Genomic DNA, 25,458 nt, shown 5'->3' with positions numbered 1-25,458 from the left:
TTTTGGCACGAGCCAAAATTATAGGGTGCCGAGCATGAGATCAACCCAGTCCGGCGACCATGTCGACGAAGAATGCGCCGTGCGGGGCCGTGGTCGGACCCGGCGGTGGATCAGGCTCCGGTATCAGGGGCGCAGACGCGAGATCCCCAAGGGACGGCGAAACCGATCCACCCCCTGGGGCCGCTGCTGCCGACAGGACCTGCGGACTCGATACCAGGAGAGGCCCAGACGAAACGCGATCGGCCGAAGGAACAGCCCGCGGCTTGGAGTGATCCGCTCCGGGCAATCGAACCCAGGCATCGCTTGGGCGGACGTCGCCGTCCGTGGGCTGGACAAACCCGAGTGTGCCGTCGTCGGCGACAACGCAGGCGAACCCGCGCGCTTCCGCCGCTGCGCCGAGCAGCATCCAGTAGCGCTGCTTCGCCGACTTCGGCTTCTTGCGCCCGTCCGTGGGCTCAAGCAGCGCCCGTAGCGCGTCGCCCCACGCGTCGCGGGTGAAGTGCGGCCGGGGCATCAGGCGGCCTGCTGGGTGCGCAGATGTCGGGCGAACTGCAGGAAGCCCACCGCGTTCGCCATGATCGAGTCGGGCAGGCGATAGACCTTGACGTCCGGGAACGCGGCGGCCACCGCCGGCGCGTAGATCGGCGCGCCGCCCCCGGCGATCACGATGCCGTACAGCGCCTCGGTCACCGACTTCAGCGAGCCGCGGACGTCCCGGATCACCGCGTCAACGACCTGGAGCGCCGCCTCCTGAAGGATCTCGGCGAGGTCGATCTGGATCTCCTCGCTGATGTCCATCTTCAGATCGTCTCGGCGCACACGCGCCTCCAGGCGATCCACGGTCACCGTCCGGCCATGGCGCTCCTTGAGCAGAACGCTCGCCCGGCGCAACAGCTCGGAGCCCGCAAGCGTGCTCGAGTGGCTGGACTGTCGACGGATCAAAGACCCCTGCATCAGGACCCAGTCGACCGAGTAGTGGCCCGGATCGATCACCAGCACCATCGCATCGCGGTCCATCGGGCGACCGCGCGCAGCCTCGTGCTGGGTGAACCACGCTCCGTAGGCGCCCAGCGGCTGCGGGACGACCACCACCTGTTGCACCTCGACCGTCGCCTCCGCGCCGACGCGATGCACCGCCTGCAGCCGCTCGACAACCGCCTCGCGGCGGCCAGGCGTGTAGAACTCGGACACCGGCAGCCCGGCGACCAGACAAGTGATGCGGCGCTGCCCGATGTGCACGAGCGCCGCGTGTGCCAGCGCGAGCCAGTCGGTGGTGCGCGTGTAGTCATCACTGAGAGGGCGGGTGTAGCCACTCATGTAGTGCGAGTCGAGGCCGGCCACCCAGTCCTCACCGTGCACCAACACCCGCCGCCCCCCGCAGAGGTTACGACTGCCATCCATAGCCACCGGCAGGACGTCGAGCGGGCAGGCGCCCGAAGCGAAGCGGTGAAGTTGCACCGGACCAGGCTCACCAATTTGATGCGCGATCTTGGTGTTGCCGAAACCGATATCGAGGCCGACGAGGACAGTGCTCATTCTGGGATGCTCCTTGCAAGTTGGGACGTGGGCCAAAACGGGCCCAGAACTGGGCCGGATCTGGCCCAACCCCGAGACTGAGCAGTTGACAGACACCCCTGCAACTTGCGGTAAGCGCCACCACACAATGTAGAGCGATGGACACGGCCACGCAAAAATCCACGCAGAAACAATGCTCTAGAGTGATTGGGCCAGATCTGGCCCAAAGCTGGCCCAAATCCGGACCAGCATTGGGCAAAAACTGGCCCACGGCTGGCCCAAAACTGGCCCAAACATTGAAAAAGCGCGTAGAAACAAGGATCTAGGCATTTGCTCCAGCGGAGAGCACCGCCGCAAGCCAGGGCGATCGGAAAACGCAGGGAAAGGCTCGTCTCAGCCGCCCTTTAGGGGCAAAAAACCACGTAGAAACAGGACTCTAGACGCCACTCGCCTCCATCTGGATGCCCCCGGTCGCGCCCTTGTGCTGTCAACCCCTCGACTCGGGGGCTCTCGCCTCTATACATATAGCCACGCACTTCCTTCTGACATAACGCGCATGTGCGCGGCGCGCGCGCGTTATGTCCCAAATCTGCGTGGCCATAAGCATTCATGAAAAACGACATCCCCAAGAGTGCGGATTCCTTCGCCGAAACCGCGGAAGCCATCGACCAGCTGACGGACCGCCTCCGTGAACAGGTCCGCCAGAACGCAAACGAACTGGAGCAGGCCTTCACCGAGGGCAGGAACCAGATCGCCCGCTCGCTCGGTGCCGGCCGAGGCTTCTGCCCGATCGCGCTCCGCATCCGTATGAATCAGGTCAAGCCGACCATTGCGTGGATGCACCTCATCAAGCGAGACCCGAGCGGCAGGTGGTACGCGCGACAGGTCCAGCGCAACGGCCGCGGGTGTGCACGCGAGCGCCTGACCAAACTCCTGACGCAAGTTGCGCCCGAGTATCTCGACTTCATCCTGGGCATCGAGGACCAGCTGCAGCGCTGGATGCCCGCAGCGCAGGACGCGCTGGAACTCACGCGCTGGCAGAACAAGCGCCGCAAGCAGCGAGCGGCTGCCGCTCCCAGAGCGGGGACGCAGGAGTCGGACTGGCTCCTGCCCGAGGACATGGCCCAAGGAGGGGTTAGCGAATGAACCAGGATCGAGACACACAGACCACGGACACCCCCGAGCGTCCCGCCCAGGACCGACTCGCGGATCTGGCCGAGGAATTCGCCGGGCGTTACCTGCAGCACCACCGGGCGGAGACCCGCTGGCGCACCATCAAGCGGACCCTGCTGCTGACGGCGGGCCTGGGCGGCGCGGCGATGTACCTCGCCCTCTATGCCCCCCTGCTTGATCCGACTGTGGGGCCCGGTCGCCCGAACGTCGCCGTGGTCTCGATTTCAGGCCCGATCCAAGCCGAGGCGGACGCCTCGGCGGCGAGGATCGTCCCGCTGATCGATGACGCCTGCGCCAACCCCCTGACGCGTGGCCTGATCCTGCGTATCAACAGCCCGGGCGGCTCCCCCAGCGAAGCCGAGCGCATCGGCGCGGCGGTGCGGCGATGCCGCGGCACCCGGCCCGAGCTGCGAGTCGATTCGGTCATCGAGGCCATGGGGGCCAGCGCCGCCTACCTGGTTGCGACTGCCAGCGACACCATCGTCGCGAATCGGTATGCCCTGGTCGGCTCCATCGGTGCGGTCGTGTCGACCTACGACGCCAGCGAGGTGGCACAGCGGATCGGGATCACCGAGCGGCAGTTCGCCAGTGGCCCGCTGAAGACGGCCAACGCACTGACCGTGCCGAACACCCCGGCGCAGGACGCGGCGATGCAGGACGTGGTTGACCAGGTCGGGCAGACCTTCGCCGCCGATGTGCGTGCCTCCCGGGGCGAGCGGCTGCAGGACAACCCCGAGCTTTTCAGTGGTCGGGTCTGGACCGCCACCCAAGCACAGGAGTTGGGCCTGATCGACGGCGTGGCCGTCCTGGAAGACCACGTGGCCGAAGCGCATGGCGGGCTGCCGGTGTTCCACTACCGGGCACGCCGCACCATCCACGAAAAGCTCGGATTGCAGGCCGCCGTGACCACGGCAGTCCGCGAGTTGCTGACGCACGCAACTGCTCTCGATGTCCGCTAGGCGAACTTAGCGAGAATACTCAAACAGGCGCGGGTATGATCCCGGCCGCCCCGTGGATGCCGAAGATGGCGAATCGATCACGCTCTACTTCCGCGAAGGCGCGAGCGACAAGGTGTATCAGGCGCAGCTGAGCTCGGACGGCGAGCAGTGGCGCGTCGAGTTCCAGTACGGTCGGCGCGGTGCCGCGCTGACCGCGGGGAGTAAGACGCCGACTCCGGTGACGTATGCGCAGGCGAAGCGCATCTACGACAAGCTGGTCAATGAGAAGCAGAGCAAGGGGTACTCCCCGATGGAGGGCGCTGCCGCCTACAGCGGCACTGAGCACGCGGGGCGCGTGAGCGGCTATCGACCGCAGCTACTGAACCCCGTCGATGATGCTTCCCAGCTGGACGCGCTGCTTGAGGACGCGGCCTGGGGCATGCAGGAAAAGCACGATGGCGAGCGCCGCCTGCTGGTGATCGACGGGGGCACCGTCAGCGGCATCAACCGCAAAGGGCTGACTGTGGCGCTCTCAGTGCGCATCGAACAGACCGTGCGTGCGAAGGTCGAAACCACGGGCCTCACAGTGATCGATGGCGAGCAAGTGGGCGAGTCGTACTTCCCCTTCGATCTCCTGGTCTGCAACGGCGTCGATCTGCGGGACCGCCCCTACGCTGCGCGCTTGGCGGCGCTCGAAGCGCTCGTCATCGACGCGACCGAATGGGGGCGGCCCTTCACCTATCGAACTGCGGACCAGAAGCGCCGCGCTTTGGACACGATGCGCAGCGAGCGCCGCGAGGGCGTGGTGTTCAAGCGCATGGACGCCCCGTATACGCCGGATCGTCCGAACTCCGGCGGCACCCAGCGCAAGCACAAGTTCGTCGATTCGGCGACCTGCCGGGTCCGCGCGATCAACGAGGGCAAGCGCTCGGTGCAGCTGGAACTGCATGACCCGGCTGCGGGCGTGTGGGTCGCCGTGGGCAACGTGGCGATTCCTGCGAATCAGCCGGTGCCCGCCGAGGGCGATCTGGTCGAGGTCGCCTACCTGTACGCCTTCCCCGGCGGCAGCCTGTTCCAACCTGTCCTCTTGGGACAGCGCTCCGACCTCGGCGCCGAGGATTGCACCGTGGGCCAGCTGAAGTTCAAGCGCGAGGCCGAGGCGGCCTGAGCCAGCCGCCGCCCGGAGCCGCCGTTGGAGGCGGCTCCGGGGCGCTGCTCCAAGTTGCGCGGTGGCGGCTGTCTGCTGAACTCAAAGCACCACTACGGAGCTTTCCCATGCCCCGCCTCCAGCGCGCCAACACCCATGATGATCCGGCCTTGCAGGCCGCGCTTGACGCTCTCGAAAGCTGGAGTGCCCCGCGCGATCCGCTGCCTGCTGCCGATGCGCGCTGGCAGGCCGTCTCCGAACTGTGCGCCGGAGCCCTGGCGCGGCCCGCGCGCCCCCTGCGTGATCCCCTGCTGATCCCGCTGGCATGAGCCTCGCTCTCCTCACCCTGCCGCGCCCCGCGCTTCGCGGCACCGGCTTCGTGCCGGACGCCTGCCATGTCGCGATGCTGGCGCCCACCCCGCCGGAGCGGGCGCGAGCCCGGCGCGTGCTGCGGGAAGCAGTGGTCGCAGGTCGTATCGACCCCGGTGCCGTTGCCCAGGCGGTCGCCGGCGGCGACAGCGGCGTGGCCGCCCTGTTCCGAGCGCATGCGACCAGGCCGAAGCGGGCACGGCTGACGACCCATGCGATCGACCTGCGCGCGATGGATTCCGCACCGGACCATCGCGTCCTCGCAGGACTCGCGCGTCTCATTGAGACATTGGCTGCTGACGGCGATCTCACGCCCGAGGCGCTGGCGACGGTTCCCAACCTGTCGCCCCGCGAGCTGGCCATCTGCCTGAATGCCGCGTGGGTCCGGCGGGTGACGCGAGTGACCCGCAGCTTGCGGCGCCTTTTGCCGCCGGACTGCGAGCCTGAAACCACCCATTTCGTTTACCCAGCAGCGCTGCTGTACCTCATCAATCCGTCCTCGATCACAAGCGACGAAGGCGACGCCGAGCTGACCGACGTGGATGCGGTGATCGGTCTCAGCAACGATGCGTTCGTGTGGGTGGGCTACGCTGGCGACACGCCGGATGAGACACGCGCACTGCGTGTCGCTTGGAACGATGTTGTCATGGCACTGGATGTCGGCACGCTCGACGCGTGGCAGTCGGCCGGAGAGACCAGCTACCTCGCCTACATGCTCGAATCTCTGAACGATTTGGCGCTCAACTGCGAATGGGACGGCCACGAGCCGCGTGTGAGCTACGAACAGCTTGCAGAGGTTGCCGAGGAGATGGGCGAGGACCCCGATGACCAGGTTCTGCTGCAGCGCATGCGCGCGCACATGCGCGAAGTCAGGCTTGAGGGCTTCAATCCCCCCTGGGCGAGACGCGGCAGGGCGTTTCAGACCTGGCGCGCTGCACAAGCGGGCTCCCCGGCTGGCGAAGTAGTCGAACGATTGCTGGCACTTGCTCGTTGGCGGCGCACGTTCGCCCTGAAGGAGCGGCTTCACATTTCCAACGACGAGGAGGAGGGTTTGTTCTCAATCACCCCGATCCATCGAGCCGCGCCTTTTGGCGAGCATCTCGCCGATTTCATCCACCAGGAACAGCAGCAGGTCTGCAGCGCGACGCTGCGCGTGACGCGCGAGCCGGGTTCCCAGCTGTCGCTCGGGCGAGTGCTCGACGCGCTGATCGCAGAAGCCGCCGTCGGCGGCGCAGTGTTGAGCCTGTCGCACATGCGCTGACATACTGGGGCACTCGCGCCGAGCGTGAGACTCAGCCAACCGTGCGTGATTGATTGCGGCTCGTTGGCAGCGCTGATGGAGATCAAGGCAATGCAAAAGCCCCGCCTCGTGTCGCTCCTCGTGGCCTTCCTCACGCAGGTGCGCGAGCGCCTTGGTGGCAAACCGACACCCGATAGCCCAGCGTGGAGGGAAGAGGAAATCCGTAAGTGGAGCCGGCGTTGCGTGTCGGTGAGTCCGAACGGTGGGGTGTCCGTCGATCCGAGCCGCATGCCAGTTTCCCGTGAGCAAGCCGAACGCTCGATGGAGAGATTGCGCCAGGGTCTACTGCGAGACCGGCCGAGCCAACAACCCGAGGGGTAGCTCCCCTGTGATCCTCCCGACTCTGCGGCAGCACTCTTGGCGGTCGTCCGGCGACCCTTCGACCGAACGCGTCATGCGCAAGCAGAACATTGACTGGCAGATGGACGACCACGGAGCCAGAGCATCAAGGCCGGCCTCGACGCACTGAAGTTGCCCAAGCCTAGAATGCCTTCGCCCGTCATCGCATGGTTCTTTGCGTATCCCGATCCAACTCGACAGTGGGCGTGAGTGTGCTTGACTTCCCGGCATCAACCAGGAAGGCAGGCCATGAACGGGACACCTCCGGAAATTGTTGAGATCATCGAGCGTTGCAAGCTGCAGACCTGCCAGTACCGGCGAGCGTTCGAGTTGGCAAAGCACGCTCAGGCCCTCAGTCCTCATTTGGCGAGCTGGAGCAGCATCGAAGACGAACTTGTGGTCGCCTACCTTGTTGCCGAGCGGAAGGCAGCCCGCGAGATCGCCGACTACGCTCGCCGGGTGTTTGGGCCGGAGGGGCTGCCGCTGCCGGCGGATACGTTCGCAGATCTGGTTCCGGACGACATTGGCAGACATGAGCGACGTGCCCTTGCCCTGCGGGGTCTGAATCCTAGAGCCGATGGGGAAGCAGGTTTCACCCTGGACGCCCTGTGGCCAACCATGTGCGCCCGCTTCCCTTCGCAGGAGCACGCGCATGAGGTCGCTCGAGCAGACCTCGCGCGACGCTTCCGAGATATCTTCTTCGGGCGCCGCTATCCCGCACCCGAGTCCCATCGCGACGGGATCAAGTTGAAGATGTATGCCGCGCAGGAGACCTATAGCTGGAGCGCGCCACAGTACTCATCAGACAGTGCGGATCGGCTGCTGGACGGACTCAACGCGATCCGCATCATCGCCGGGGAGTCGGGCATCACGGTCCCCGTGGGACAGCTCCACGCATGGCAGCGCGAGCGCCCCTACTTCCCACACCAGCGGCTCGATGCGGGCCCCGTGCAGGTGATCTGTCGCAAGGACTACTTCGAGCTGCAGATGGGCCGCGAGCTGGCGCGGGCTCTAAACCTGTTCTTGGCGGCGCATGGGGCCGAGGTCACGGCCAAGACCGCCTGAACTCGGCTGAGACAAGTACGCTTCACGGCGCTCTCTTGGCGCGGGGCCACCGACTGGCCCATGCCCTTCCAGGAGAGCCATCATGAGATTCAAAGCCTATGCCCTCTCTGTTGCGGTCGGTGCGCTACTCGCGTTGCCGGGCGCGGCCGCGGCCCAGGCGGAAAGCCCCAAGGTGGATCGCTTAGCGCCGCTCGAGGCGGACCAGTCGGCGATCACCAATCCGGTGGGAGCCGCCGTCCACTTCAGGCACCAGATTGACCGAGTGGTCTGCCGGGCTGCGCATGAGGCCGCCATAGCGATCAAGGCACAGTGCTCAGGGGGCGTGCTCCTCGTGGACGATCCCGCGCAAGTGGTGACCTGGAGGGCAATGCGCCAAACCGCGCAGACGGACTTCCGTGGCATGCAGAGGCGCCTGAGTGCCATCAAAGATGAGAGCGAGAAACCGCAGGAGGCCTCGATCGTCCCCTTTGCGAATCTGCGTGTCGCCCCCGGCTTGCTTGACGCCGTCCGGTTGACTGACGCAACGCGATTCGTGCTTTCCCTGGCCCGCACGCAATACCGCTTCGATGGTGTGTCTGTGAGTCCAACCCCCGGGCTGTTGGACGCTGTCTTTCTGCAGGCGGTGGGGAACGGCCACCGCTTTGGCGAGCCAATCTCGATCAACGCGGCGACGCTGAGCATGTTCGAAGCCACCCGCAAACAGTACCAGGACCTTGCTGCCTTGTTGGCTGAGAAGCACGGGGAAGGAAGCGAAGAAGAAAAGAAGCGCCTTGAGACACTCATCGAGCGGGCCGATGCCATTGGCGCTGCACTTGCTCGATACGAGGCGCCTGGAGCGGATGGGCAGCCCTCGCTGCTACAGTCGCTGGCCGTGATCGACTATTCCCTGCCCGAGGGGAACACGCGTTGCCTCGTCAGCCTCGAGACCAGCGCCGACGTCATGAGCATCCAGGGGATGCGGATCGTGCCGAAGCGCAACTTCGACATTCACGCGCGTGCTGTGGTGGTGGTGAATGCGATCAACCAGACTGACCAGAGCGTCATTCGCCACGTGGTGTCTGCGGATGACCGCGCGGTAGTGAGGCCGGCCGACGGTGTGCTCCCTGGGACCGCCTGTGCGCTGGAGGAAAAAACGTCGGTTACGCACTATCCACCGAGCGGTGCGGGCGCGCCCTCGGGTGGAACGAAGGGCTAGGCTGCCTTCAAGAGGGGTGGCGAAGCGCTTCCACCAGCTACGCGCTTCCACGCTGAAGGCCTTTGCCGCCACCTTCGCAGCAGCGTTTCCCCGAGCGTCGAGCTCGGCCAGCGTCAGGTATAGGTGTGCGCCTCTACGGTTGCACTCGCTGACTTCGGCGATCACCCATGTCGGCGTGGCGCAGTGCGCCTTCACCACCGCTCCGATGCTCTGGAGGTAGCTCGACAGTGGCAGGCCCGTGGCTCCATCCGGAGCGATTGCAACGGGTTCGGGCGACGTCGCTCCATCGCCGACGCTTGCGCTGCGGATTGGCGTCGCTGCGCGGAGCCCGATGGGAGCTGTGATAGGCCCCGCGGCGCGCGGGAGCCAAGCAGCGAACGGGGCCAGGTCCATGCCATCTGGGACGAACCACACCCGATTAACGCTATCCCAGCGCGCCCCGAGTGCCTTGACCTGTTCTTTCTGAGCGAAGGTGACGGTGAGAGGGGTCATGTGGAAACGATGCTCGGGACCTCAGCACAAGGCAATTTGCGTTTCGCTGCGCACGTTGCGAGTGCGTCCGTCAGCCTCACCAGACGCGCGATGGGGAGACTGCGTTGACATTCTCAGACCCGCGCTCCCGCGAACTGGGATGGCTCCCTGTGATCGACAAGTCTGATCAAGCCGTGGGTGAAGAGTGAAGCGCCGCCGTTCGCAGGATGTCGAATCGCCGCGACCGCGCGTACTCCGCTTGAAGCCACCAATGCCTCAGCCTTGCGCCCCACCGCGATAACGTTGGCGCGAGGGAACGCCTGCACTAGACGCTTCAGTGACTCCGTTCCGAGGGCGAGCTCACTCGGCGTTGGTGGGCGATTCGTCCACGGCTTTCCACATCGGTGTGGGTGAAGTTGCAGCGCGTTCCAAAGAACTGTTGTCTCTGCGATTCCCGCCCGGTAAAGCGCTCGGTAGACCAGCGTCGCGCTGGGTTCGGAGAATGGACGGGCGCGGTGTACGAGGCGTCCCTCTGGAACACTCTGCCTTGGAACCTGCCCTTCCAGCAGAAGGCGCTCACTGGTGAATGCAACCCCGGTATATCGGCACCCCTGGTATCCGGGCGCTTCGCCCACCAGGATCCATCGGGCATCGCAGTTCAGGTGAGCGGCAAGTCGCGCCAACCTTGCCTCGGGCCCATTGGTTGGAGTGTCGAAGTTGCAACGGTTGCGCCACGGGTTGAACAGATCTGTCCCGCTCGATGGGAGCGTCTCGATTAGCCAATTCGCAAGCTCCATAGTCATGCTCGACTACCCTCCGGCTCAGCACTGAGACACTGCCCAAGCGCGCTCCTGAGCGCATCGATGTCGACGTGGCGTTGCGCATAGCTACGCTGTAGCAGCGACGGGGTCAGAAACTCATCGAACTTGTGCTCCGGGAACGGAACGAAGACGTCCGCGATCGCCTGGGCCGTGATGGGAAGATCTTCCAGAACCTGCACCAAGGCCTTGACCACTTCGTCTCGCGTTGCGCCATGTGACATGACGGCAGGTCCTGCTTGCTCAACTTCAAGCCCGCGATCCGCGAGCAGGGCTGCAAGCGTAGCGCCGGTGGCGGAGCCTGCCCAATGGAAGACCGCAACACTATCGCCTTGATCCAAGACCCGGCGATGTTGCAGCTCCACGAGGCCATAAGCCCGCCGCGCTGCATCCAGTTCATCACGCCCCGTCGGATCCAAGAAGACAGGATAGTGCGAGGCCTCAAGCAACACTCGCATGCGTTGGTGCACCCACGCCCCAACTGTGCCGGCCCCTCCACCAAAGCCGGGAGGCCGGCCACGCGGACCCGGCTCTACGATGAGCAGCTTTTCGGACGGATCGATAGTGAGCACACGCCAGCGCCTGCCAGCCAGAACAATGAGCTGCCCCTCTGAGATGGGCACTTCGATAGGTAGGGCCCCAAGTACCTTTCCCCCCTGCGCGATGACGCGGTACTCATCAGGGGTCATGAAGGTCGCGTAGAAGCTGTAGTGGGAGGTCAGCGCCTCTCCGACCCGCCCCAGCAACAGGGCACCGTCGCTGAGCTGCTCAATCAGCTCTCGCGAGCCCATGGCGCGCAGGACCTCGGAGAACACAGCGGCGGATACGGCACCAAAAGGTCCCGTTTCCGCGCACAACTCCCGGTAGAGGTCTTGTGCTCGCTCCCCGCGATTGCCCTGCACGATTCGCGAGAGTACCTGCTGGACCAGCGTAGAGAGGTGCCAGTCGCGGTCATTCGGTGTCTCGAACTGGCCTTCAAGCAAGCCCTCCACCGTCGCGACGCTTTGCAGCAGCGGAAGCCTAAGGGACGCGAGCACCTCGAAACGGCCGGCGTACCGCGTGAGATCCACATACTGGCGAAGCGTCTGCACTTGGCCGAGGCGTCTGCCTGAGCGTCCGACGCGCTGCTTGAGGGCGGATACCGTGGGTGCCGGGCCGATCTGGGCAACGGCATCGACATCGCCAATGTCGATGCCAAGCTCGAGGGTTGAAGTGCAAACAACGGTCGTTGGCAGCTGCCCTTCGCGTAGCCGTGTCTCGACCAGAGCTCGATGCTCGCGCGACAAGCTGCCGTGATGGGCGAAGGCCTCGATCGGCAACCCCAAGGTTTCAGCCCGCGCGACGAGCTCATCGGTGAGCAGCTCGACCCTCGATCGGGCGTTCGCGAAGACCAGGTTGGTTTGGCCACGTGTCTTCGCAAAGAGGTGATCTGCGATGCGCGACAACCCAGTCAGCACCGCGGATTCGTCCGCAGCCGCTTGAGCAGCTGCCAGCGCTTCAGCTTCTGCCAGCGTTGCTGGCGGCGGCGATGGCGTGAAGGGCTCGTTGTCCTCAGAAGCCTCTTCCGCCTGGTCCTCTTGCCCGGCGCAGACGGGGCTTTCCGGTACGACCGTCAACATGCCAATGCGAATCTCTGCTCCTGCTGACTCGCCTTGGATTATCTGAGCCGGCGTCGTCGAGCCTGGCCTCAGATATCTCGCGGCAAGCCCCAGATCTCCGAGCGTTGCCGACAGGCCTACCCGGGTTGGACGGCATCCAGCGAGCCACTCCAGGCGGCGCAGCAGCGAGAGCATCTGAGCGCCGCGCGTGGTGCCCATGAAAGCATGGAGCTCATCGACCACCACATACTCAAGACGCGGGAAGATCTGGGCAACGTCTCCGGCGCGACGCATCAGCATCGCCTCCAGACTCTCGGGCGTGATCAGCAGGACCTGCGCTGGATTCTTCCAGTATCCCGTGCGGCCCTTGCTGACATCTCCGTGCCACGGCTGGACCCGAATGTCCACGGCTTCGAACAGGTGCTCCAACCGTCGGGCCTGGTCATTGATGAGCGCCTTCAGCGGAGACACGGCCAGCGCCAGTACGCCCTCGTGCTGCCTGCGCGCCAGACGGCTCGCAATTGGCAGGAACGCCGCCTCGGTCTTGCCGCCGGCCGTGGGAGCCGCGATGAGGACGTCGCTGGTGCGCGCCAAGATCGGCTCTATGGCTTCCGACTGGATGAGCCGCAACTGCCTCCAGCCTTGCTGCCAGATCCACTGTTGAACGGCAAAGTCGAGGGAATCGAAACCCGCCATGGGGCTACAACTTGAAGCTGCTCAAATCGTCCTCTGCCGATGATCGAGGCTGTGCGACGGACGACGGAGACGTTGTCGTCTGCTGAGCGAGCCCAGCCGTACCCCCCGCATCTGCGCCATCCGCCTCTTCGCTGGGCAAGCCCTCGTCCTGCGAGGTCGCATCGTCGGTCAGATCAACGCCTTCTAGCAGCGCGCTCATCGGAATATCGGGCCGCGCTTCCGCGACAGCGAGCAGGTCCAGAAAGGCCCGGACGCTCGCTCGCGGACTCTGGAAGTAGGCCGCACCGATGCGGTCGTTACAGAAGGCGAGGAACGCCCTGATGTGATCGTTGGTGACATGGGCAACACCAGACCCGGAGAGATCGCGCAACTTGATCAACAGCACCAACAGATCTTCGGGCTCAAGGTTCGCAAGACGCACCACTGGTCCACCGAAATCTGCGACTCCGTGCTTGGCCGCGAACGTATTCTCCGCGAGTCGGGACTGCAGAGCCTGGTACGAGTAGAGCCCCCTTCTAGGATCACTGATCGTCTCCGGCGTTGCACCCAAGAGCACTCCCAGGTGTTCTGCCGATCCCTGAAGCGCGTCATTGAGTATCCGCAGGATCTGCTCATAGTTAGACGCCCTGCTCTGCGCGTTCGGGAGCTTGTAGAGATTCACCAGCTCATCCAGGCCGATGAGAGCGCCGCCATACCCAGCGAGCCGGGTGAACCGTGCGAAGAGCTTCAGGGCGTCGTAGATGTTGTCATCGTCGATGAAGGCGCGAACACCGAGGGCCTTGCGGGCATCGGTAACCGTTGAGAACTCGCCTCGAAGCCAACGCACGGCGTCAGTCTTGAGTTGCTCGTTACCTTGGTCGTGGCCGTGGTAGTAGCGCTCAATGACTGTTGCGAAGTCATAGCCCATGACCAGTTCTGAAAGACGCTGGAGGCGCTCGTCGATCAGCTCGCGCATGGGGCGGCCGCCCGCCTGGTGCTCCTGCAGCGCCGTGTTGACGAAGCGCTCAACGACGCTCGCCATCGCGCCTCCGTCCGGTTTGGTCCGTGTTGCAACGTTTCGAGCCAACTCTGTGTAGAGAGACCGGGCCGAACCTCCAGACCCGAACAGGCGCCTGTCCGGGTTGAGGTCGGCAGTCAGTGCAACCAGCCCCTTCTCCAGCGCGATGCTTCGCACCAACTGAAGGAAGAACGTCTTTCCTGAGCCATAGCTACCAACGACGAATCGAATGGCGGCTCCGCCGTCAGCGATGCGCTCGATGTCCCGCAGGAGCGCGCGAACCTCAGACTCTCGCCCGACCTGGATGTGCTGGATGCCTCGGCGGGGAACCACGCCAGCTCGGAGAGCCTGCAGCACGCTGTCTCGATCACGTGGGCTGATTCGCTTGTCGACCGACATTCTCAATCCTCTTTCAGACCAAGCTCAGTGCTGGCGTAGTCGTTGAGTTCCAAAGGATCGTCGCCCTCAAGCAACGCCTCTCCCACCTTTTCGCAACTCCACTCGTTGATGGCTTCCAATGTGCCATCAGGGAGAACCGCATGCTCTTCGCAGAGGGCATCCCAGGACACCCGATCCCATCGTTCCGCTCCTTTCGACAGCAGCGCTCGGAGAACCCGAGCAGCAGTGGGATTGAGGCCATCCATCGTTGCATCGCTCTCGGCCATTGGCGGAGGACTAGATGGCTTCGCCAGCACGTGCCCTCGCTCCGATTCTTCGTCAGCAAAGATTTCGTGCAGCATGGCTTGAACACGCACGGTCTCCTCCAGCTTTCGAGCCAGGCTTTCCTCGCTGATGCGCACAGCCGGTGACGTGGGCGCATTTTCCGCGCGCAAGGTGACCCGATCTGATGTCGACCCGGCGAGCACGGCATGCAGATCGGCGTGGAGAGAATCCGGAGGGATCTGCAAAGACTTGTACAGCTTCTCCAGCGCGCGAACCTCGGCAGGGTCCACGCGGCCGTCTGCGGCGGCGATTTCAAGTAGGGCTTTGGCCAATGCGTGCCGATCCGACTCTGGCAGCGCTCGGATGCGACTGTCCAACTTCGTGACCTTGGATGCATAGGCATCAACGAAGGCGATATGTGCCTCAAGGCGCGCCGCCTCGTCGGCCGCAAGGCCGAAACGGGTGCGCACGAGATTTAGAAGGGTGTCGCGCTCAGCGCTGGACTGCCCCTCGGAAGCTTCAGCGAGATGTCTACCGGCTTGGGCAACCAAGAGCGCGAAGCCATAGCTCGACGAAGGTCCCGTGGCCCCCAGGCTGCTAAGCCTAAACAGGACAACGTGAGAACCAGGGGTGGATCCCTCAAAGCGAGGGTCGGGCTCCATGCCAATACGCACAAGGCCGAGAATGTGTCCAAGTCGGGCAGCACCGCGCTTGTCTTGGCTGTTTGGTAGCGCTATGCCGAGGGCCCGGTAGATGTCTTCGGTGCGAACATGTGCCAACGATCCGCCAGCGAAATGGACTTCCAAGCGGGCGAGCGCGTCCTTCAGCGCGTCCGGCAGTTGAGCCTCGACGAGAGACGCGGGGTAGGCCGCAAGAACCGCTTCTCGTGTGGCCGTCGAGCTGCGACGCGCCTTGCGAAGCGGCTCCAACTCGGCCATGACCTCCAGCAGAAGGTCGAGGAGTGGCTTCACCGGCCGCGTCAGCTTGCTGACGTCAGGCACCTGCGCGTCGACCCGACAGACCTGAGTGCTCTCATATGCAAAGCGGTGCTCAAGCTTGAGGGTGCGCGAAGACACCGGCTGTTTGAGAACGATGCCCTCCGCATGGCGCTCTCGGTATCGCCGGACGAACAGAGTCTTCAGCTCCTCTTCGACGACCTTCCAAGGGGCATAGGACACCGGAGGATGACTGGCGTATGCCCACTGGTAGGCCCACTCAGGCGACAAGCGCGACTCCATCGTGGCGCGGCCCAAACCCAGCAGGAGCGCCCCTTCGTCTAGGTGGCGGACAGGAGGCCAGGGCGGAGCTTCATAAGGCGGTGGACCAAGAAGGCGGACGCGCGCCACCGAGATAAGGGTTGGCAGGTAGCGGCCGTACGAGAGGGCCTGATAGTTCTGCTCCTGGTCGCCCTCGCCGTAGTTCTCCAGAAGCTCGGTCAGCTCGCTGACGAGCCATAGGCGCTCGGCGAGAGGTATCTCAGCGGGCGGGTCAACCAACGCGCGCCGCTCGAGGTTGTAGATGTACAACCAAACGTAACCGGCGTTGATGTGTCTTTCCCGCCGGGTGCCGTGCAGGAAGCCGAGGAAGGCCTCGCGCTGCTGAGGGCTCAGCTGCGCATAGCGGGGAAAGTAGTAGATGCCCTGGCCAGACCAATCTGGCGTCCGTTTGCTGATGGGCAGGCGCGTGTCCACCGCCGCGCCGAACCCTGATTCGCCGTCGCACACATAGAAACCGCCCCGTCCAATCGAAACGCGTTCCGTACGGACCGGGGTATCGAAGGGCATCCACTGCAGCGCTCTGGCACCGTGTGTCGCAACACGACCGCTCTTTGCTCCGGGTTGGTCGCCAGCAAAATCGGCGCGTTCGGCAGACCTCAGCGCGATGTCCCCGCGCTGGCCGCGGTCCAGAACACGCGCCGCTATGCCTGCCACATCAATGGTGAGCGTTACGCTGCGCCCGGCGTCCGCAGTGGTGGTCTTGACCAGGTCGGTCGAGGAGCCCTCCGTCTCCACAGATTTCCCGGGCAACTGCGTGGGCTGCTTGGAGACTCTCTTGCTAACCGACTCCGAGAATCGCTTCTGTTCCGACATCATCTGAGCGAGGGTCTTCTCCGACTCGTTAGACGTTGCCTTGCCTCGCTTTGGATTTGCACGTCTGCTGTTGTTCTTCTGCAGCAAGTAAATCGCAGCGCCGATGGCGCCCACGACCGCCACCGCGATCCAAACCTCTTTCGGTATCCAGATCAGGATAGCGACCACAACGATCAGCGCGCCTATGCTTAGGTTTCCACTGCGCTTGGCCATGCTCTATGTCTCGTCCCCTGATTGAGTCTGCCCCGTTTGCGCTCGCGACCCGAGCGTGGCAAACGAGTCAACCTTACTTGATGCTTGGGGGCGTCTGAAGTCCCATGAATGCCCACGCCTCCGGGTCGATCGCCAGCGGCTGGACCCGCATCGGCGCCAGGCTGAAGAATGCCCCGTGCGTCTCTATGCGCCCCTCGCGGAAAAGGGTCCAGAGAAGCTCTGCACCGATCATGGCCGCGATTCGATTGACAGGCCACGCCTGACGGCGAATCGCTTCCTCCGTGCTGCAGCTCGGCTGCTCGGCATCGGCCGCTTCCATGTCGGCCAGTTCGGGGTAGAGGTCGAGCACGTTGGGCAGGCGCAGGCCGCCGCGGTCGCCCCGCCCAAGGTGGCCGAGCACCACGTTGCCGCGATCCGCGCCGTTGCCGAAGTCGAGCCACAGGGCACCGGAGTGACGCTCCGCATGCGCCTCGCCCAGCTGCACCCGGAACAGGGCCTTGTCGACGCACGTCACCACCAGGTCGACCCACGGCAGGGCGGTGGGATCGAGGTGCCGGGGTTGGGCTTGCCAGTCGAGGCCGTAGAACAGGTTGATCCGGTGGACCAGGATCTGGGCCTTGTTGAGACCAACATCCACAGCCGTGAAGCGCTGCCGACCCACGTTGGCGGGTGAAACGGCATCGCCATCGTAGACAACGACCTCGAAGCCGGGATGGCCGAGACGGGTGAGCGTCGACTCGAGACTCGCAAGCTGGTCAAGGAACTGCGAGCCGGTGCCGCCCGCGCCGATGACGGTGATCTGCACGCGATGGTCGGCCCAGCGCTCGGGCAGAAAGAAGGGCTGGTCGGGCATCAGGCGAGCACTCCGTGTTCGATCAGCCATGCGAGCGGCAGCGGCTGCAGATAGGGTGGGAGGACCGCGCGGCCAACGATCTCGGGATCGGGCTCGTCGCAGCGGCCAACGACCAGGGCGAAGTACGGCCCTGGCCGAGAAAGGTCACTTGCATCGTCCGTGCGACTGAAGAACGCTGGGCCGGATGCGTGGCTGTGTAGATCGAACACAAGCCGTGCGTCATCGAGCGTGTCTCGATACCGGATGTGGCCGGCGCTGGCCGCCTCCACCTCCGGCCAGTGCAGCCGGTACACACCCTCCCCATCCAGCACGATGGCAGCGGCGACCTCGCGCTCCGCCTGTGCGTGCGCCTGCTCGACGAACTCCCGAAGCAGGGCTCGGGGCACTGGGCCCGCGTCCAGCTCCACCTGCGCGGCAAGCGGACCGAACGGAAGGACGGCGTTCGCGACCTTGAGCCGCAGTCGCATCGCCGCCGAGCGCGCCTCAACGTAGAGGCCGTCGCAGGCACCCAAGAATCGCTTCTGGCCGGGCTGGAGTTGCGACAGGCTCCCGAACCGAGGCGCAGGCACGAGCGGTGGGAACAGGGTTGCGTCGAGCGCGTTGCCATCGGCCATCACAGCGGCCTCCGGGCGCCGACGCGGCCGGAGCGCTCGCTGGCCCGCAGGCGGGGCAGCCATTCGCCGAGCGTGATGCCCAGCGGATTGAACTGCGCAACCGGCAGAGGGCCCTCGCTCGCCCGCTTTAGCCAGAAGCTCGCATCGGTCTTTACGAAGCCGGTGCCGCGCTTCCGGGTGCCCGGTGTACGGAGGGTTGCGTCATGGTTGGTGTGGGTGAACGCGGTGTCGGTGATGACCGCCTCCCACGCCGCGAGGTGCCGCGTCTCCGGTCCTTCAGGCAGACGGGCAGAGCCGGTGCAGACCCCGGTGTCGACGTAGACATTGCCAAGCGGCGCATGGAACAGGGGCGTGTCTGCCGTGGGCCGCGCATCGCAGGCGAGGGCAGCGAGGTAGAGGCTGCGCTCGCGCACCAGGAAGGCCAGCGCCGGCCAGTGCGCCTCGATCGTTCTCAGACCCTCTGCATGCGTGCGGAGGTGCATGGGTCGCACGGCCGCAGGCAGCCACCACAGCAGGGTCGAAGGATCACGGTAGAGGACGCGCTCGGGAAGGATCTCAATGGACTCTTCCTCGGCACGGCTGCCGAGCAGAGCGAGAATCGATTGCTCGTCCTCATAGCTCAAGGGGCGGCCTGGGCCGACCTCGGGCATGCCCTCTCGGGTGGTCGTCACGGGGTGCACCGTGGTCAGCGCCAGCATCCGCTCGCGCTGATGAAAGAACAGGGCGTGCGTGGTGCGGAGCGAATCGCGCATAGCACGGACCACTCCGTCTGTGTCGTACAGGTCGACGAAAAAGGCGTCGTCCTTGCTGGGTTCCGCTGGGTGTTCCATGAGGCTGGCTCCGAGAAGGTGCACAGCCATTTCCGCATTTCTTCGCACGCCGGCAAGTTGCGCTAGATACCGCCAACGAGCCGCCAAGCCAGACGCGACCTACCAGCGACAGCTTTGAACATCAGTTCATTGAGGTAACGAAAACCGATACGACGACGCCGGCTTCAATGTGAGCCCGTCCGGAGCATCCTGCGAGATTGTCCCAACTCTCCGATGAGGTTTCGAAGTTCCAGCCGCCCTCACCGTCGGGAGCCAAAGTGATGCGTTGGCCAAGGCTACGCGCTACCGCGAACGTGACTGGAATCAGTTGTCCGTCACCCATGGTCGCAAGCAGGACTTGATGCCCCTGTTCCTCCATAGCCTCCTGAATGAGGTATGCGTCCGAGGCCGAGAAGCCGTCTCCGATGGACCGGAACTCTTCGAAGGACATCCGCTTCGTTGGCTCCGCCGCGATACGCGCGATATAGGAGGCAGCTCGGCGAGAGGGTTCGGTTGGGGGCTTCCAGTCCGCTTCGGCTGAAGACTGGGCGTTCTCGCCTCTGAAGGCGGCGAAAAGCACCAACGGCCACGCGATCAGAACGGTCGCTGCGAGCAAGCCTGCGAAAACCCACTTCCGCCATGGGAGAGGCGCGGAGTTCTTGTCTGAGGGCTGACTACCACCTTCGTCCACAGGCTCCTCCAGCCAGTACACGGCCGGCGCCTCATCACGGACGAACTGCCGCAATGCCATCTGCAGCCATCTCGCCGCTGGGCCCAGGAAGCAATTGGCGGCTCCGATCGAAAGGTACACAGCAAGTGCAGCGATCACAGCTGACAACATATCCTCCTCCAACGCCTTCTAGGCATTAGCGCCGCGGTTCGCGCAGCGCAGTCAGGACGCGAGGTCGCGATCGTTTGTTCGTTCGTTCAACCATTGCGCCACCATGCGCGCGATCTCAGCGGCTTGTTTGCGCGTGCAACTGGAGGGCAGGACGACCAGCATCTGCCGACCATCGGGAAGCAGCACTTCATTGCCCTTGGCCTTGAATCCCTGATCCATGTGCTCGTCCTTCGACGTTGTTCGCAGCGCGACACGATGTTGAGCTTGCGTGCTCCCCGCTGGACCGTATCGGTCCCTTGGCGTTATCCGCCAGGAGGCCACAGTCCAGCATCCTTGCGTTTGCGATACCAGCGGAGCATGTCGGTGTTCTCCAGCGCGTAGTCGCCTCGATCGGACTTCCAAAGCACGGGCGGCTCGATGTTCCTCAAGGACTGAACGGCATCGCGCGCTGAGCCAGCCCCCACTGCCTTTCCGATCACCCCGCCGTAGTAAGCCAGAGCATCCTGCGTAAAGAGGCGCGCACCAGGACCGTGCTCCAGAACCCAGCGCAGAACTGCTGCCTCCAAGGGAGACAGGGCCGCGAACACTTCCTCGTGCTCCTGATCGAGCATGCGTTCGTACTTGTCCGCTTCGGCAGCAAGCCGCTCGTGGAAATTTGCATCAGGCCCTGCCAAGGGGTTCGCGGCAAGCCCGATCGCTTCTTCGAAAGGCTCAGGCCGGCGAACAAATCGGTCGAACGCGACGTCCAATGCGTCGTTGCTGATCGTCAAGCGCGAATGCGCCTGAACCAGACGTCCGGCGACATGAGCAGCATAGTCGCGCCCAAGAGGAGGCAGGTCGTGGATTTGAGCGCCAAAGAAGGGCGCACTCGGCGTGTTCACCAGCCGAAGCAGCTTGTCTCGATCCGATCCTGACATGATCAGCAGCAGCTTCCGGGTGCCATCAACATTGAGGGTGTCGCGCGCAGACTTCAGGGCGAACATGGCATCCATCGACTTGCCTTCCGCGACAACGTGCTGGGCTTCGTCGACGATCAGCGCGATGGGCCTGCCAAGCGTTGCCTGAAGCTCCCTCAACGCCTCTGCAAGCGTGGCGCCTGCTTTCTTGCCAACCTCGTGCAGGTCGAAGCTCACGCCATGGATGGTGACCGCCTTGATCGCGCTTGCAATCTTGGCGGCGGCACCCTGCGTCTCAGCGAGATCACGAGCGATGGCGTTCGCGATCAGCTCGGAGGGTGGCACTTCCTTGTTGGCCCACAGGTCGACGTAGATCACGTGGACGCCTTCGCTGCGGAGGGCGGGCGTCAGATCCTGGAGCAAGAAGGTCGTCTTGCCGGTGCGTCGCGGAGCAGCCAGGAACACACCAGCCCCGGCACGCCCCAACGCGTTTCGCCCCAGCGCGAGGTTCGCGACTTCGGTGGCCAGCTGCGGGCGATGAAAGACAGGATTCGTCATTTACGGCCTCCTTCAGCGTGTCCCGTAAATTACGGAATCTGCACTCTAACCCGCTCATTGTGCGCCCGCAAGGTCCGTCCAAATGGGCTATTTGGAAGCTTTACGGCGTCCCTTTGCGTCGACTCGTAATTTACGCGCAGGAATTCTTGAGCGCAGGTTCATGACACCAGGTGCTTGGCCGCGTCGCTGAGCGAGCGGAGGCGCACGGACGGCGACCGCCCGATCAGCTCGGCTCGCCAGACCCCATGTCGGCCCAGGACGGTGCCGCAACGCACCCGTCCGCCGTCGGGCTGCAGGGCGAACGCGCAGTAGCTGCCCTGCCCTTCTCGGTCGAGCGCGACCGTCAGGACGGTTGCGGTACTCACCCTCATGAGCCGGGAGCCTCGCGCACGAGCACCGTCACGACGCAGCCTTCGAGCTTGAAGCCGTCAGCATCGTCATCCGGGGTGTGAATCAGGCGGTCGAGGGTGATGCGACGGCCACCCTCCCGCGTGGCTTCGTCGCCAAGGATGCGGGCCACGCGGGTTCGGCTGCCGCGCCGGGTGCGCACGGTGACATAGCCATCGCCAACGGTCAGGGACAGCGAGGGGCTTCGGTCAGGCTGCATGTCGCTCCTTCAGGTCTCGTCGCTTTAGGCCGGTCTCGGCTTCGACCGCTTCGACGAAGCGATCGATGATCGTGTGCAAGTGCTCGAACTCCGCCTCATCGTCCGCATCGAGGTGGTCTAGGCCACTTGCGGCAGCCGCAGCCTTCATCGCAGTCATCTGTCGCTGGTAGGGGTCAATCGACCCGCGAAGTTCGAGATCCTCGATGACCACTCGCTCGCGCTGCTGTGGGCGCATGACACGGGCGGCCGCCTGTTCCTCGGTCTTGTGCGTCCAGGCGCGCGCGGCGCGGATCACGACGGAACCTTCGGGCAGGTTGAGACCCGTCTGCGCTGCGCCGTAGGTGGCAACGAGATAGGGGCAACTGCCTCGGCGGAAACGCGCATTGATCTCCTCGGTGCGCGTCTCGATGTCCCGCTCACCCGTCACCACGACGGGCTTCTCCCCGGTCGTTGCCGCAATCAAAGCCGCGATCACGTTGAGGGTCGTCGGCGACTGTGCGAACACGATCACCTTGCGGCCTCGCCCCGCCCACTCGATGGCCCGCTCGGCAGCCAGGCGCTGCTTGCTGCTCGGCCCGGCCAGCCGGCCCCACTGGCCGATCGCCAGCTGCGGCGCGTTGGTTGCGCGCTCGACTGCACCGATGTGGGCCAACAGGCTGACCATGTTGATCCGGCGCGCATCGGCGCCGTCGGCGGCACGCCGCTCCCGCCACCAGTGCGCTAACTCGTCTGCCACGCCGAGGAACAGAGCGCGGTGCGCGGGATCGAAGTCGCACTCGATGACGTGGCGCTCGGCCGCGGGCAGCGCGATGTACTGGCGCACCTCCGGTTCGGCGCGGGTGCGGCGCTTCACGAGGGGCGCCGCCCAGCTGCGATACAGGTCGGGGTTGGCCAGCTTGGGCACCTCACGCTTGCCACCGCGCGTCAGGCCGTCTTCGAACTCGTGGGTCACCCACTCCGTCACCACATGGCGTTCGCGGAAGACGTCCACGCCGCGCTCCAACCGCCCCTGGCCCCACAAGACCGACGGCTCCATGAAGGCGCGTGCCAGGCCGTAGGGCTGTATCGCAGTGCCGTCACCGCCCGCCCAGCGCAGCAGGTACAAGAGGTCGCGCGGGTAGCTGGGAATGGGCGTGCCGGTGAGCCCGTAGCGGCGGCGGGGGCACAGCGCCCAAAGAGCGCGCGTCTGAGCGGTGTCCGGTGAGCGCAGCAGATGGGCCTCGTCCGCGACGAGTGTCGCGATGCGGCGGCGCAGGGCCTGCGCGTAGGTCTTGCGATGCCCCTCGCGGAGCGGCCGACGCAACCGCGTGTAGGCGATCACGTTGATGCGGCGCAGGCCTTCAGTCTCCGCCGGCGACTCGATGACCTGCCAGCTGTCCGGCGGAAGGCCTGTCGCCTTGAGCTCGTCCGTGAACTCGGGGACAAGGTGGGCCTCGACGGCGATGAGGTTGTGGAGGCCGCCCATGAGGCACAGGGCGATGGCCAGACGGGTCTTGCCCAATCCCATGTCCCACGCCGCGACGCCGCCGCGGCCCATGCGCAGTTCGACCAGGTCGGAGGCCTGATAGCCCCAGGAAACGATGTCCGCGACCCCGCGACGCGCCATCTCCGCGCGGACATGGCGGGCGAGTGCAGGGAACTCGACCTCGCGCCCGGCATGTACCACGCGATGGCCGCCACCACCGCCTGCCCCGGTCTGCACGTCGAAAGCGGACGACAGCGCGGCATCCTCCAGCACAAGCCGTTCCCCGCTGGGATGCACATACACCCACTGGGTGCCCTGCCGCTCGAACTCGACCGCCTGCGTCGGGCGCAGCACCGCGCTCCCCCAACGGTCCGGATCGATCTGCATCAACCGGCGCGGCGTGGCCTGCACTCGCTCGACGGCGGCGAAGGCGCTGGCCACCTCCAGCCGGAACGGAGTGCGCTCGCGGCGCGCGCGGCGCGTCCTGCGTTGCAGGTATTCCAGGAGGCCCGGGGCGAACTCCGGGTGTCCACCCGCTTCCCGAAGCTGGTTGGCTACCGCGCGCAGCGCGCCCACCGGGTCCGTCTGGGCAAGGTAGGCCTCGACATCGAACACGCCTTCGCCGGCATACACCCAGTCTGACGGCCGGCGCAGCCCTTCAATCGGTTGAAGGCGATGGCGCATCAAGGTGTTCAGAACCTTCGCTTCGACGAGGCCACAGTGGAACTGCAGGCTGAGCTTGCGTCCGCTGTGCACGATTCGCACGCGCGCGTTGCCGGTGACAGGTCGGGTGATGGCCGGCTCGGAGGGATCGACACCGTCGACCACGAAGCGCGTCCGCGCGCTCGTGGCCGCAGGCCCGAGGTCGAGCGCCAACGTCGGCATTGGCTGGCCGCGTCGCAGGACGACGCTCCGCAACTCGCCGCGGCGCTTCAGGTTTCCGTAAACGGCGATGCTGGTCGCAACCTCGGTGCCCCCGTCCTCGAAAGCGCCCGCCGGCAGGTGCAGCAGCGCCGCCAGACGCTCTGCGCCGTCTTCCGAGTGCAGCGTCTCGGCGAAGCTGCGGGGAAGGATGGCCGCGACCACGCGCGCCGCGCCCAGCGCCTGCTGGAGCGCGTAGCGATGGGACAGGGCTTGGGTGCCCGGCCCGAAGGGCCCGTGGCCGCAGGCGGCGTTGTAGGCCATCACCGGGCTGCTCAAGGTCAGCGAGAACGGCGGATTGATCAGCGCGACATCGAACCCGGACGCCTGGACGACCTCCATGCCGGCGCGCCGCAGCTCAAAGTCGAAGCCGGCGGCCTTCATTGCGGCGCCAAGTGCTTCCAGCGGCTCGGGGTCGACATCGCAGCCGGTGATCGCGTGCGCTTCGGGGTCGGCCCATTGCAGGAGCCGGCCGGTGCCGATGCTGGTGTCGAGGAGCTGCGCGCGCCGCCCTGTAGCCGCGACGGCGTCGAGATAGGGCCGCACGGCGGTCCACGCGATCGCGGCGACGGCGGGCGGCGTGTAGAAGGCACCCAGGTTCTCGCGGCGCGCGGCTGCGAGTCCAGCGAGGGAGCCGGGTCGGCAATGGGCACCGCGGCCTTGGATCGACGAGAGGGTGTACCAGGGGGCGGGAGTCATCATGCCCGCAGCATCCCCCGAGCGTGGCAGTTGTCCACATGCGCAGGGCCCCTACTACAGGACTTCTAAAGGTAGAACTACAGGTAACTATAGGAGGGGGCCCGGAAAGCCTTGCTCCGCCTTGCTTCCAGAAGATTCCGCGTCAGCGTTTATGCGCAGGAACGTCAGCGTTTATGCGTGCTTCCGTCACCGCTTATGCGTGGACAACTCTGCTCCGCCTCCGCGGATCGCAGGCATTGGCGCGGGTCTCCGCACGATCCGGCCCGACGTCAGCGTTTATGCGTGGATAACCTGGCTTATCCACAGGCTTTGGGGGATAACCGTCACTGCTTATGCGTGCCCACCTGCGCGTCCCGGACTATCCACCCTAGCCTGGGGGCGCAGCCGTCACCGTTTATGCGCGACAGCCGGCGGAGACAGGGCGTCACCGTTTATGCGCGGCACTTCGCGATATCTCCCCGATTTCGCCACCTATCGGGAAGTGGGACGGAATTGCGCCCCCTAGAGTGGGTCGCCTGTGCCCCGCCTTCCCTGCTCCCCGTGAACACAGCCACCGAAACTTCTCTGTTGCCTGCCCGCCCCAAGCGCGATCGCGCCGCGACAATCAT

At 65.1% G+C, this 25,458-nt stretch carries 20 protein-coding genes and 1 pseudogene; 7 read left to right on the top strand and 14 right to left on the bottom strand.

What is annotated here, in order from left to right; all coding sequences use genetic code 11:
• Positions 1-513: 513 nt before the first annotated feature.
• Entirely contained in the window at positions 514-1,536 is a 1,023-nt protein-coding gene (locus tag BLP83_RS16355; protein ID WP_091245377.1) for a ParM/StbA family protein, read from the bottom strand.
• 588 nt (positions 1,537-2,124) lie between these two features.
• Between BLP83_RS16355 and BLP83_RS16350 the strand changes: the two genes are divergently transcribed.
• The 7 genes from BLP83_RS16350 (at position 2,125) to BLP83_RS16320 (ending at position 9,041) form a co-directional block, all read left to right on the top strand.
• Positions 2,125-2,661, top strand: coding sequence for a conjugative transfer protein MobI(A/C) (locus BLP83_RS16350; RefSeq protein ID WP_091245374.1), 537 nt, complete (start codon positions 2,125-2,127; stop codon positions 2,659-2,661).
• The gene (locus tag BLP83_RS16345) at positions 2,658-3,647 is read left to right on the top strand and encodes a S49 family peptidase (protein WP_091245372.1); all 990 of its coding nucleotides are present in this window, start codon (positions 2,658-2,660) and stop codon (positions 3,645-3,647) included. Before BLP83_RS16350 ends, BLP83_RS16345 begins: the two co-directional genes overlap by 4 nt.
• Positions 3,648-3,699: 52 nt before the next feature.
• Positions 3,700-4,794 (top strand): ATP-dependent DNA ligase, encoded by a 1,095-nt coding sequence (locus tag BLP83_RS16340; protein WP_091245370.1) that lies wholly within the window; start codon positions 3,700-3,702, stop codon positions 4,792-4,794.
• 107 nt (positions 4,795-4,901) lie between these two features.
• A complete protein-coding gene (locus BLP83_RS16335; RefSeq protein ID WP_091245366.1) occupies positions 4,902-5,102 on the top strand; it encodes a hypothetical protein in 201 nt (66 codons plus the stop codon).
• Positions 5,099-6,403, top strand: coding sequence for a hypothetical protein (locus BLP83_RS16330; protein WP_091245363.1), 1,305 nt, complete (start codon positions 5,099-5,101; stop codon positions 6,401-6,403). Before BLP83_RS16335 ends, BLP83_RS16330 begins: the two co-directional genes overlap by 4 nt.
• A 627-nt stretch (positions 6,404-7,030) precedes the next feature.
• On the top strand, positions 7,031-7,846 hold the full coding sequence (locus BLP83_RS16325; RefSeq protein WP_091245359.1) for a hypothetical protein: 816 nt from the start codon (positions 7,031-7,033) through the stop codon (positions 7,844-7,846).
• A gap of 82 nt (positions 7,847-7,928) precedes the next feature.
• Positions 7,929-9,041 carry a hypothetical protein gene (locus BLP83_RS16320; protein ID WP_091245356.1) on the top strand — a complete coding sequence of 371 codons (1,113 nt, stop codon included), beginning with the start codon at positions 7,929-7,931 and terminating at the stop codon, positions 9,039-9,041.
• Between the two features lie 372 nt (positions 9,042-9,413).
• On the opposite strand, the pseudogene BLP83_RS19435 reads toward BLP83_RS16320, so the two are convergent.
• The 13 genes and pseudogenes from BLP83_RS19435 to BLP83_RS16260 all read right to left on the bottom strand — a co-directional run.
• A pseudogene (locus BLP83_RS19435) lies at positions 9,414-9,533 on the bottom strand (DUF5710 domain-containing protein); the annotation flags it as partial.
• A 113-nt stretch (positions 9,534-9,646) separates the two neighbouring features.
• Positions 9,647-10,309: a uracil-DNA glycosylase gene (locus BLP83_RS19430; protein WP_425389025.1), complete on the bottom strand. Its 663-nt coding sequence runs from the start codon at positions 10,307-10,309 to the stop codon at positions 9,647-9,649.
• Between the two features lie 2 nt (positions 10,310-10,311).
• Positions 10,312-12,624: a DEAD/DEAH box helicase gene (locus BLP83_RS16310; protein ID WP_091245349.1), complete on the bottom strand. Its 2,313-nt coding sequence runs from the start codon at positions 12,622-12,624 to the stop codon at positions 10,312-10,314.
• Between the two features lie 4 nt (positions 12,625-12,628).
• The gene (locus BLP83_RS16305; protein ID WP_091245346.1) at positions 12,629-14,020 is read right to left on the bottom strand and encodes an ATP-binding protein; all 1,392 of its coding nucleotides are present in this window, start codon (positions 14,018-14,020) and stop codon (positions 12,629-12,631) included.
• A gap of 2 nt (positions 14,021-14,022) precedes the next feature.
• The gene (locus tag BLP83_RS16300) at positions 14,023-16,587 is read right to left on the bottom strand and encodes a tellurite resistance TerB family protein (RefSeq protein ID WP_091245343.1); all 2,565 of its coding nucleotides are present in this window, start codon (positions 16,585-16,587) and stop codon (positions 14,023-14,025) included.
• 73 nt (positions 16,588-16,660) lie between these two features.
• Positions 16,661-17,392, bottom strand: a complete 732-nt coding sequence (locus tag BLP83_RS16295; protein ID WP_218121264.1) for a PRTRC system ThiF family protein — start codon at positions 17,390-17,392, stop codon at positions 16,661-16,663.
• A gap of 47 nt (positions 17,393-17,439) precedes the next feature.
• On the bottom strand, positions 17,440-18,054 hold the full coding sequence (locus BLP83_RS16290) for a PRTRC system protein A (RefSeq protein WP_176764249.1): 615 nt from the start codon (positions 18,052-18,054) through the stop codon (positions 17,440-17,442).
• Entirely contained in the window at positions 18,054-18,806 is a 753-nt protein-coding gene (locus BLP83_RS16285; protein WP_176764248.1) for a PRTRC system protein B, read from the bottom strand. Before BLP83_RS16285 ends, BLP83_RS16290 begins: the two co-directional genes overlap by 1 nt.
• A 199-nt stretch (positions 18,807-19,005) precedes the next feature.
• Positions 19,006-19,701 (bottom strand): hypothetical protein, encoded by a 696-nt coding sequence (locus BLP83_RS16280; RefSeq protein ID WP_143006737.1) that lies wholly within the window; start codon positions 19,699-19,701, stop codon positions 19,006-19,008.
• A 54-nt stretch (positions 19,702-19,755) separates the two neighbouring features.
• On the bottom strand, positions 19,756-19,923 hold the full coding sequence (locus BLP83_RS18780) for a hypothetical protein (protein ID WP_176764247.1): 168 nt from the start codon (positions 19,921-19,923) through the stop codon (positions 19,756-19,758).
• An 83-nt stretch (positions 19,924-20,006) separates the two neighbouring features.
• Positions 20,007-21,158: an AAA family ATPase gene (locus BLP83_RS16275; RefSeq protein ID WP_091245329.1), complete on the bottom strand. Its 1,152-nt coding sequence runs from the start codon at positions 21,156-21,158 to the stop codon at positions 20,007-20,009.
• A gap of 367 nt (positions 21,159-21,525) precedes the next feature.
• Positions 21,526-21,765, bottom strand: coding sequence for a hypothetical protein (locus BLP83_RS16265; protein ID WP_091245322.1), 240 nt, complete (start codon positions 21,763-21,765; stop codon positions 21,526-21,528).
• A complete protein-coding gene (locus BLP83_RS16260) occupies positions 21,755-24,853 on the bottom strand; it encodes a helicase-related protein (protein WP_091245318.1) in 3,099 nt (1,032 codons plus the stop codon). The genes BLP83_RS16265 and BLP83_RS16260 overlap by 11 nt, the downstream gene beginning before the upstream one ends.
• Positions 24,854-25,458 lie beyond the last annotated feature (605 nt).

The organism is Aquimonas voraii, from assembly GCF_900101825.1.
Lineage (GTDB): Bacteria > Pseudomonadota > Gammaproteobacteria > Xanthomonadales > Xanthomonadaceae > Aquimonas > Aquimonas voraii.
Note: the sequence above shows the minus strand (reverse complement) of the source record. Positions and strands in the feature narration are given on the sequence as shown.

Bases quoted from the DNA above. Each gene is read 5' to 3' on its own strand.
- BLP83_RS16355 (WP_091245377.1), bottom strand. From the start codon at position 1,536: ATGAGCACTGTCCTCGTCGGCCTCGATATCGGTTTCGGCAACACCAAG.
- BLP83_RS16350 (WP_091245374.1), top strand. From the start codon at position 2,125: ATGAAAAACGACATCCCCAAGAGTGCGGATTCCTTCGCCGAAACCGCG.
- BLP83_RS16345 (WP_091245372.1), top strand. From the start codon at position 2,658: ATGAACCAGGATCGAGACACACAGACCACGGACACCCCCGAGCGTCCC.
- BLP83_RS16335 (WP_091245366.1), top strand. From the start codon at position 4,902: ATGCCCCGCCTCCAGCGCGCCAACACCCATGATGATCCGGCCTTGCAG.
- BLP83_RS16330 (WP_091245363.1), top strand. From the start codon at position 5,099: ATGAGCCTCGCTCTCCTCACCCTGCCGCGCCCCGCGCTTCGCGGCACC.
- BLP83_RS16325 (WP_091245359.1), top strand. From the start codon at position 7,031: ATGAACGGGACACCTCCGGAAATTGTTGAGATCATCGAGCGTTGCAAG.
- BLP83_RS16320 (WP_091245356.1), top strand. From the start codon at position 7,929: ATGAGATTCAAAGCCTATGCCCTCTCTGTTGCGGTCGGTGCGCTACTC.
- BLP83_RS19430 (WP_425389025.1), bottom strand. From the start codon at position 10,309: ATGGAGCTTGCGAATTGGCTAATCGAGACGCTCCCATCGAGCGGGACA.
- BLP83_RS16310 (WP_091245349.1), bottom strand. From the start codon at position 12,624: ATGGCGGGTTTCGATTCCCTCGACTTTGCCGTTCAACAGTGGATCTGG.
- BLP83_RS16305 (WP_091245346.1), bottom strand. From the start codon at position 14,020: ATGTCGGTCGACAAGCGAATCAGCCCACGTGATCGAGACAGCGTGCTG.
- BLP83_RS16300 (WP_091245343.1), bottom strand. From the start codon at position 16,587: ATGGCCAAGCGCAGTGGAAACCTAAGCATAGGCGCGCTGATCGTTGTG.
- BLP83_RS16290 (WP_176764249.1), bottom strand. From the start codon at position 18,054: ATGGCCGATGGCAACGCGCTCGACGCAACCCTGTTCCCACCGCTCGTG.
- BLP83_RS16285 (WP_176764248.1), bottom strand. From the start codon at position 18,806: ATGCGCGATTCGCTCCGCACCACGCACGCCCTGTTCTTTCATCAGCGC.
- BLP83_RS18780 (WP_176764247.1), bottom strand. From the start codon at position 19,923: ATGGATCAGGGATTCAAGGCCAAGGGCAATGAAGTGCTGCTTCCCGAT.
- BLP83_RS16275 (WP_091245329.1), bottom strand. From the start codon at position 21,158: ATGACGAATCCTGTCTTTCATCGCCCGCAGCTGGCCACCGAAGTCGCG.
- BLP83_RS16265 (WP_091245322.1), bottom strand. From the start codon at position 21,765: ATGCAGCCTGACCGAAGCCCCTCGCTGTCCCTGACCGTTGGCGATGGC.
- BLP83_RS16260 (WP_091245318.1), bottom strand. From the start codon at position 24,853: ATGATGACTCCCGCCCCCTGGTACACCCTCTCGTCGATCCAAGGCCGC.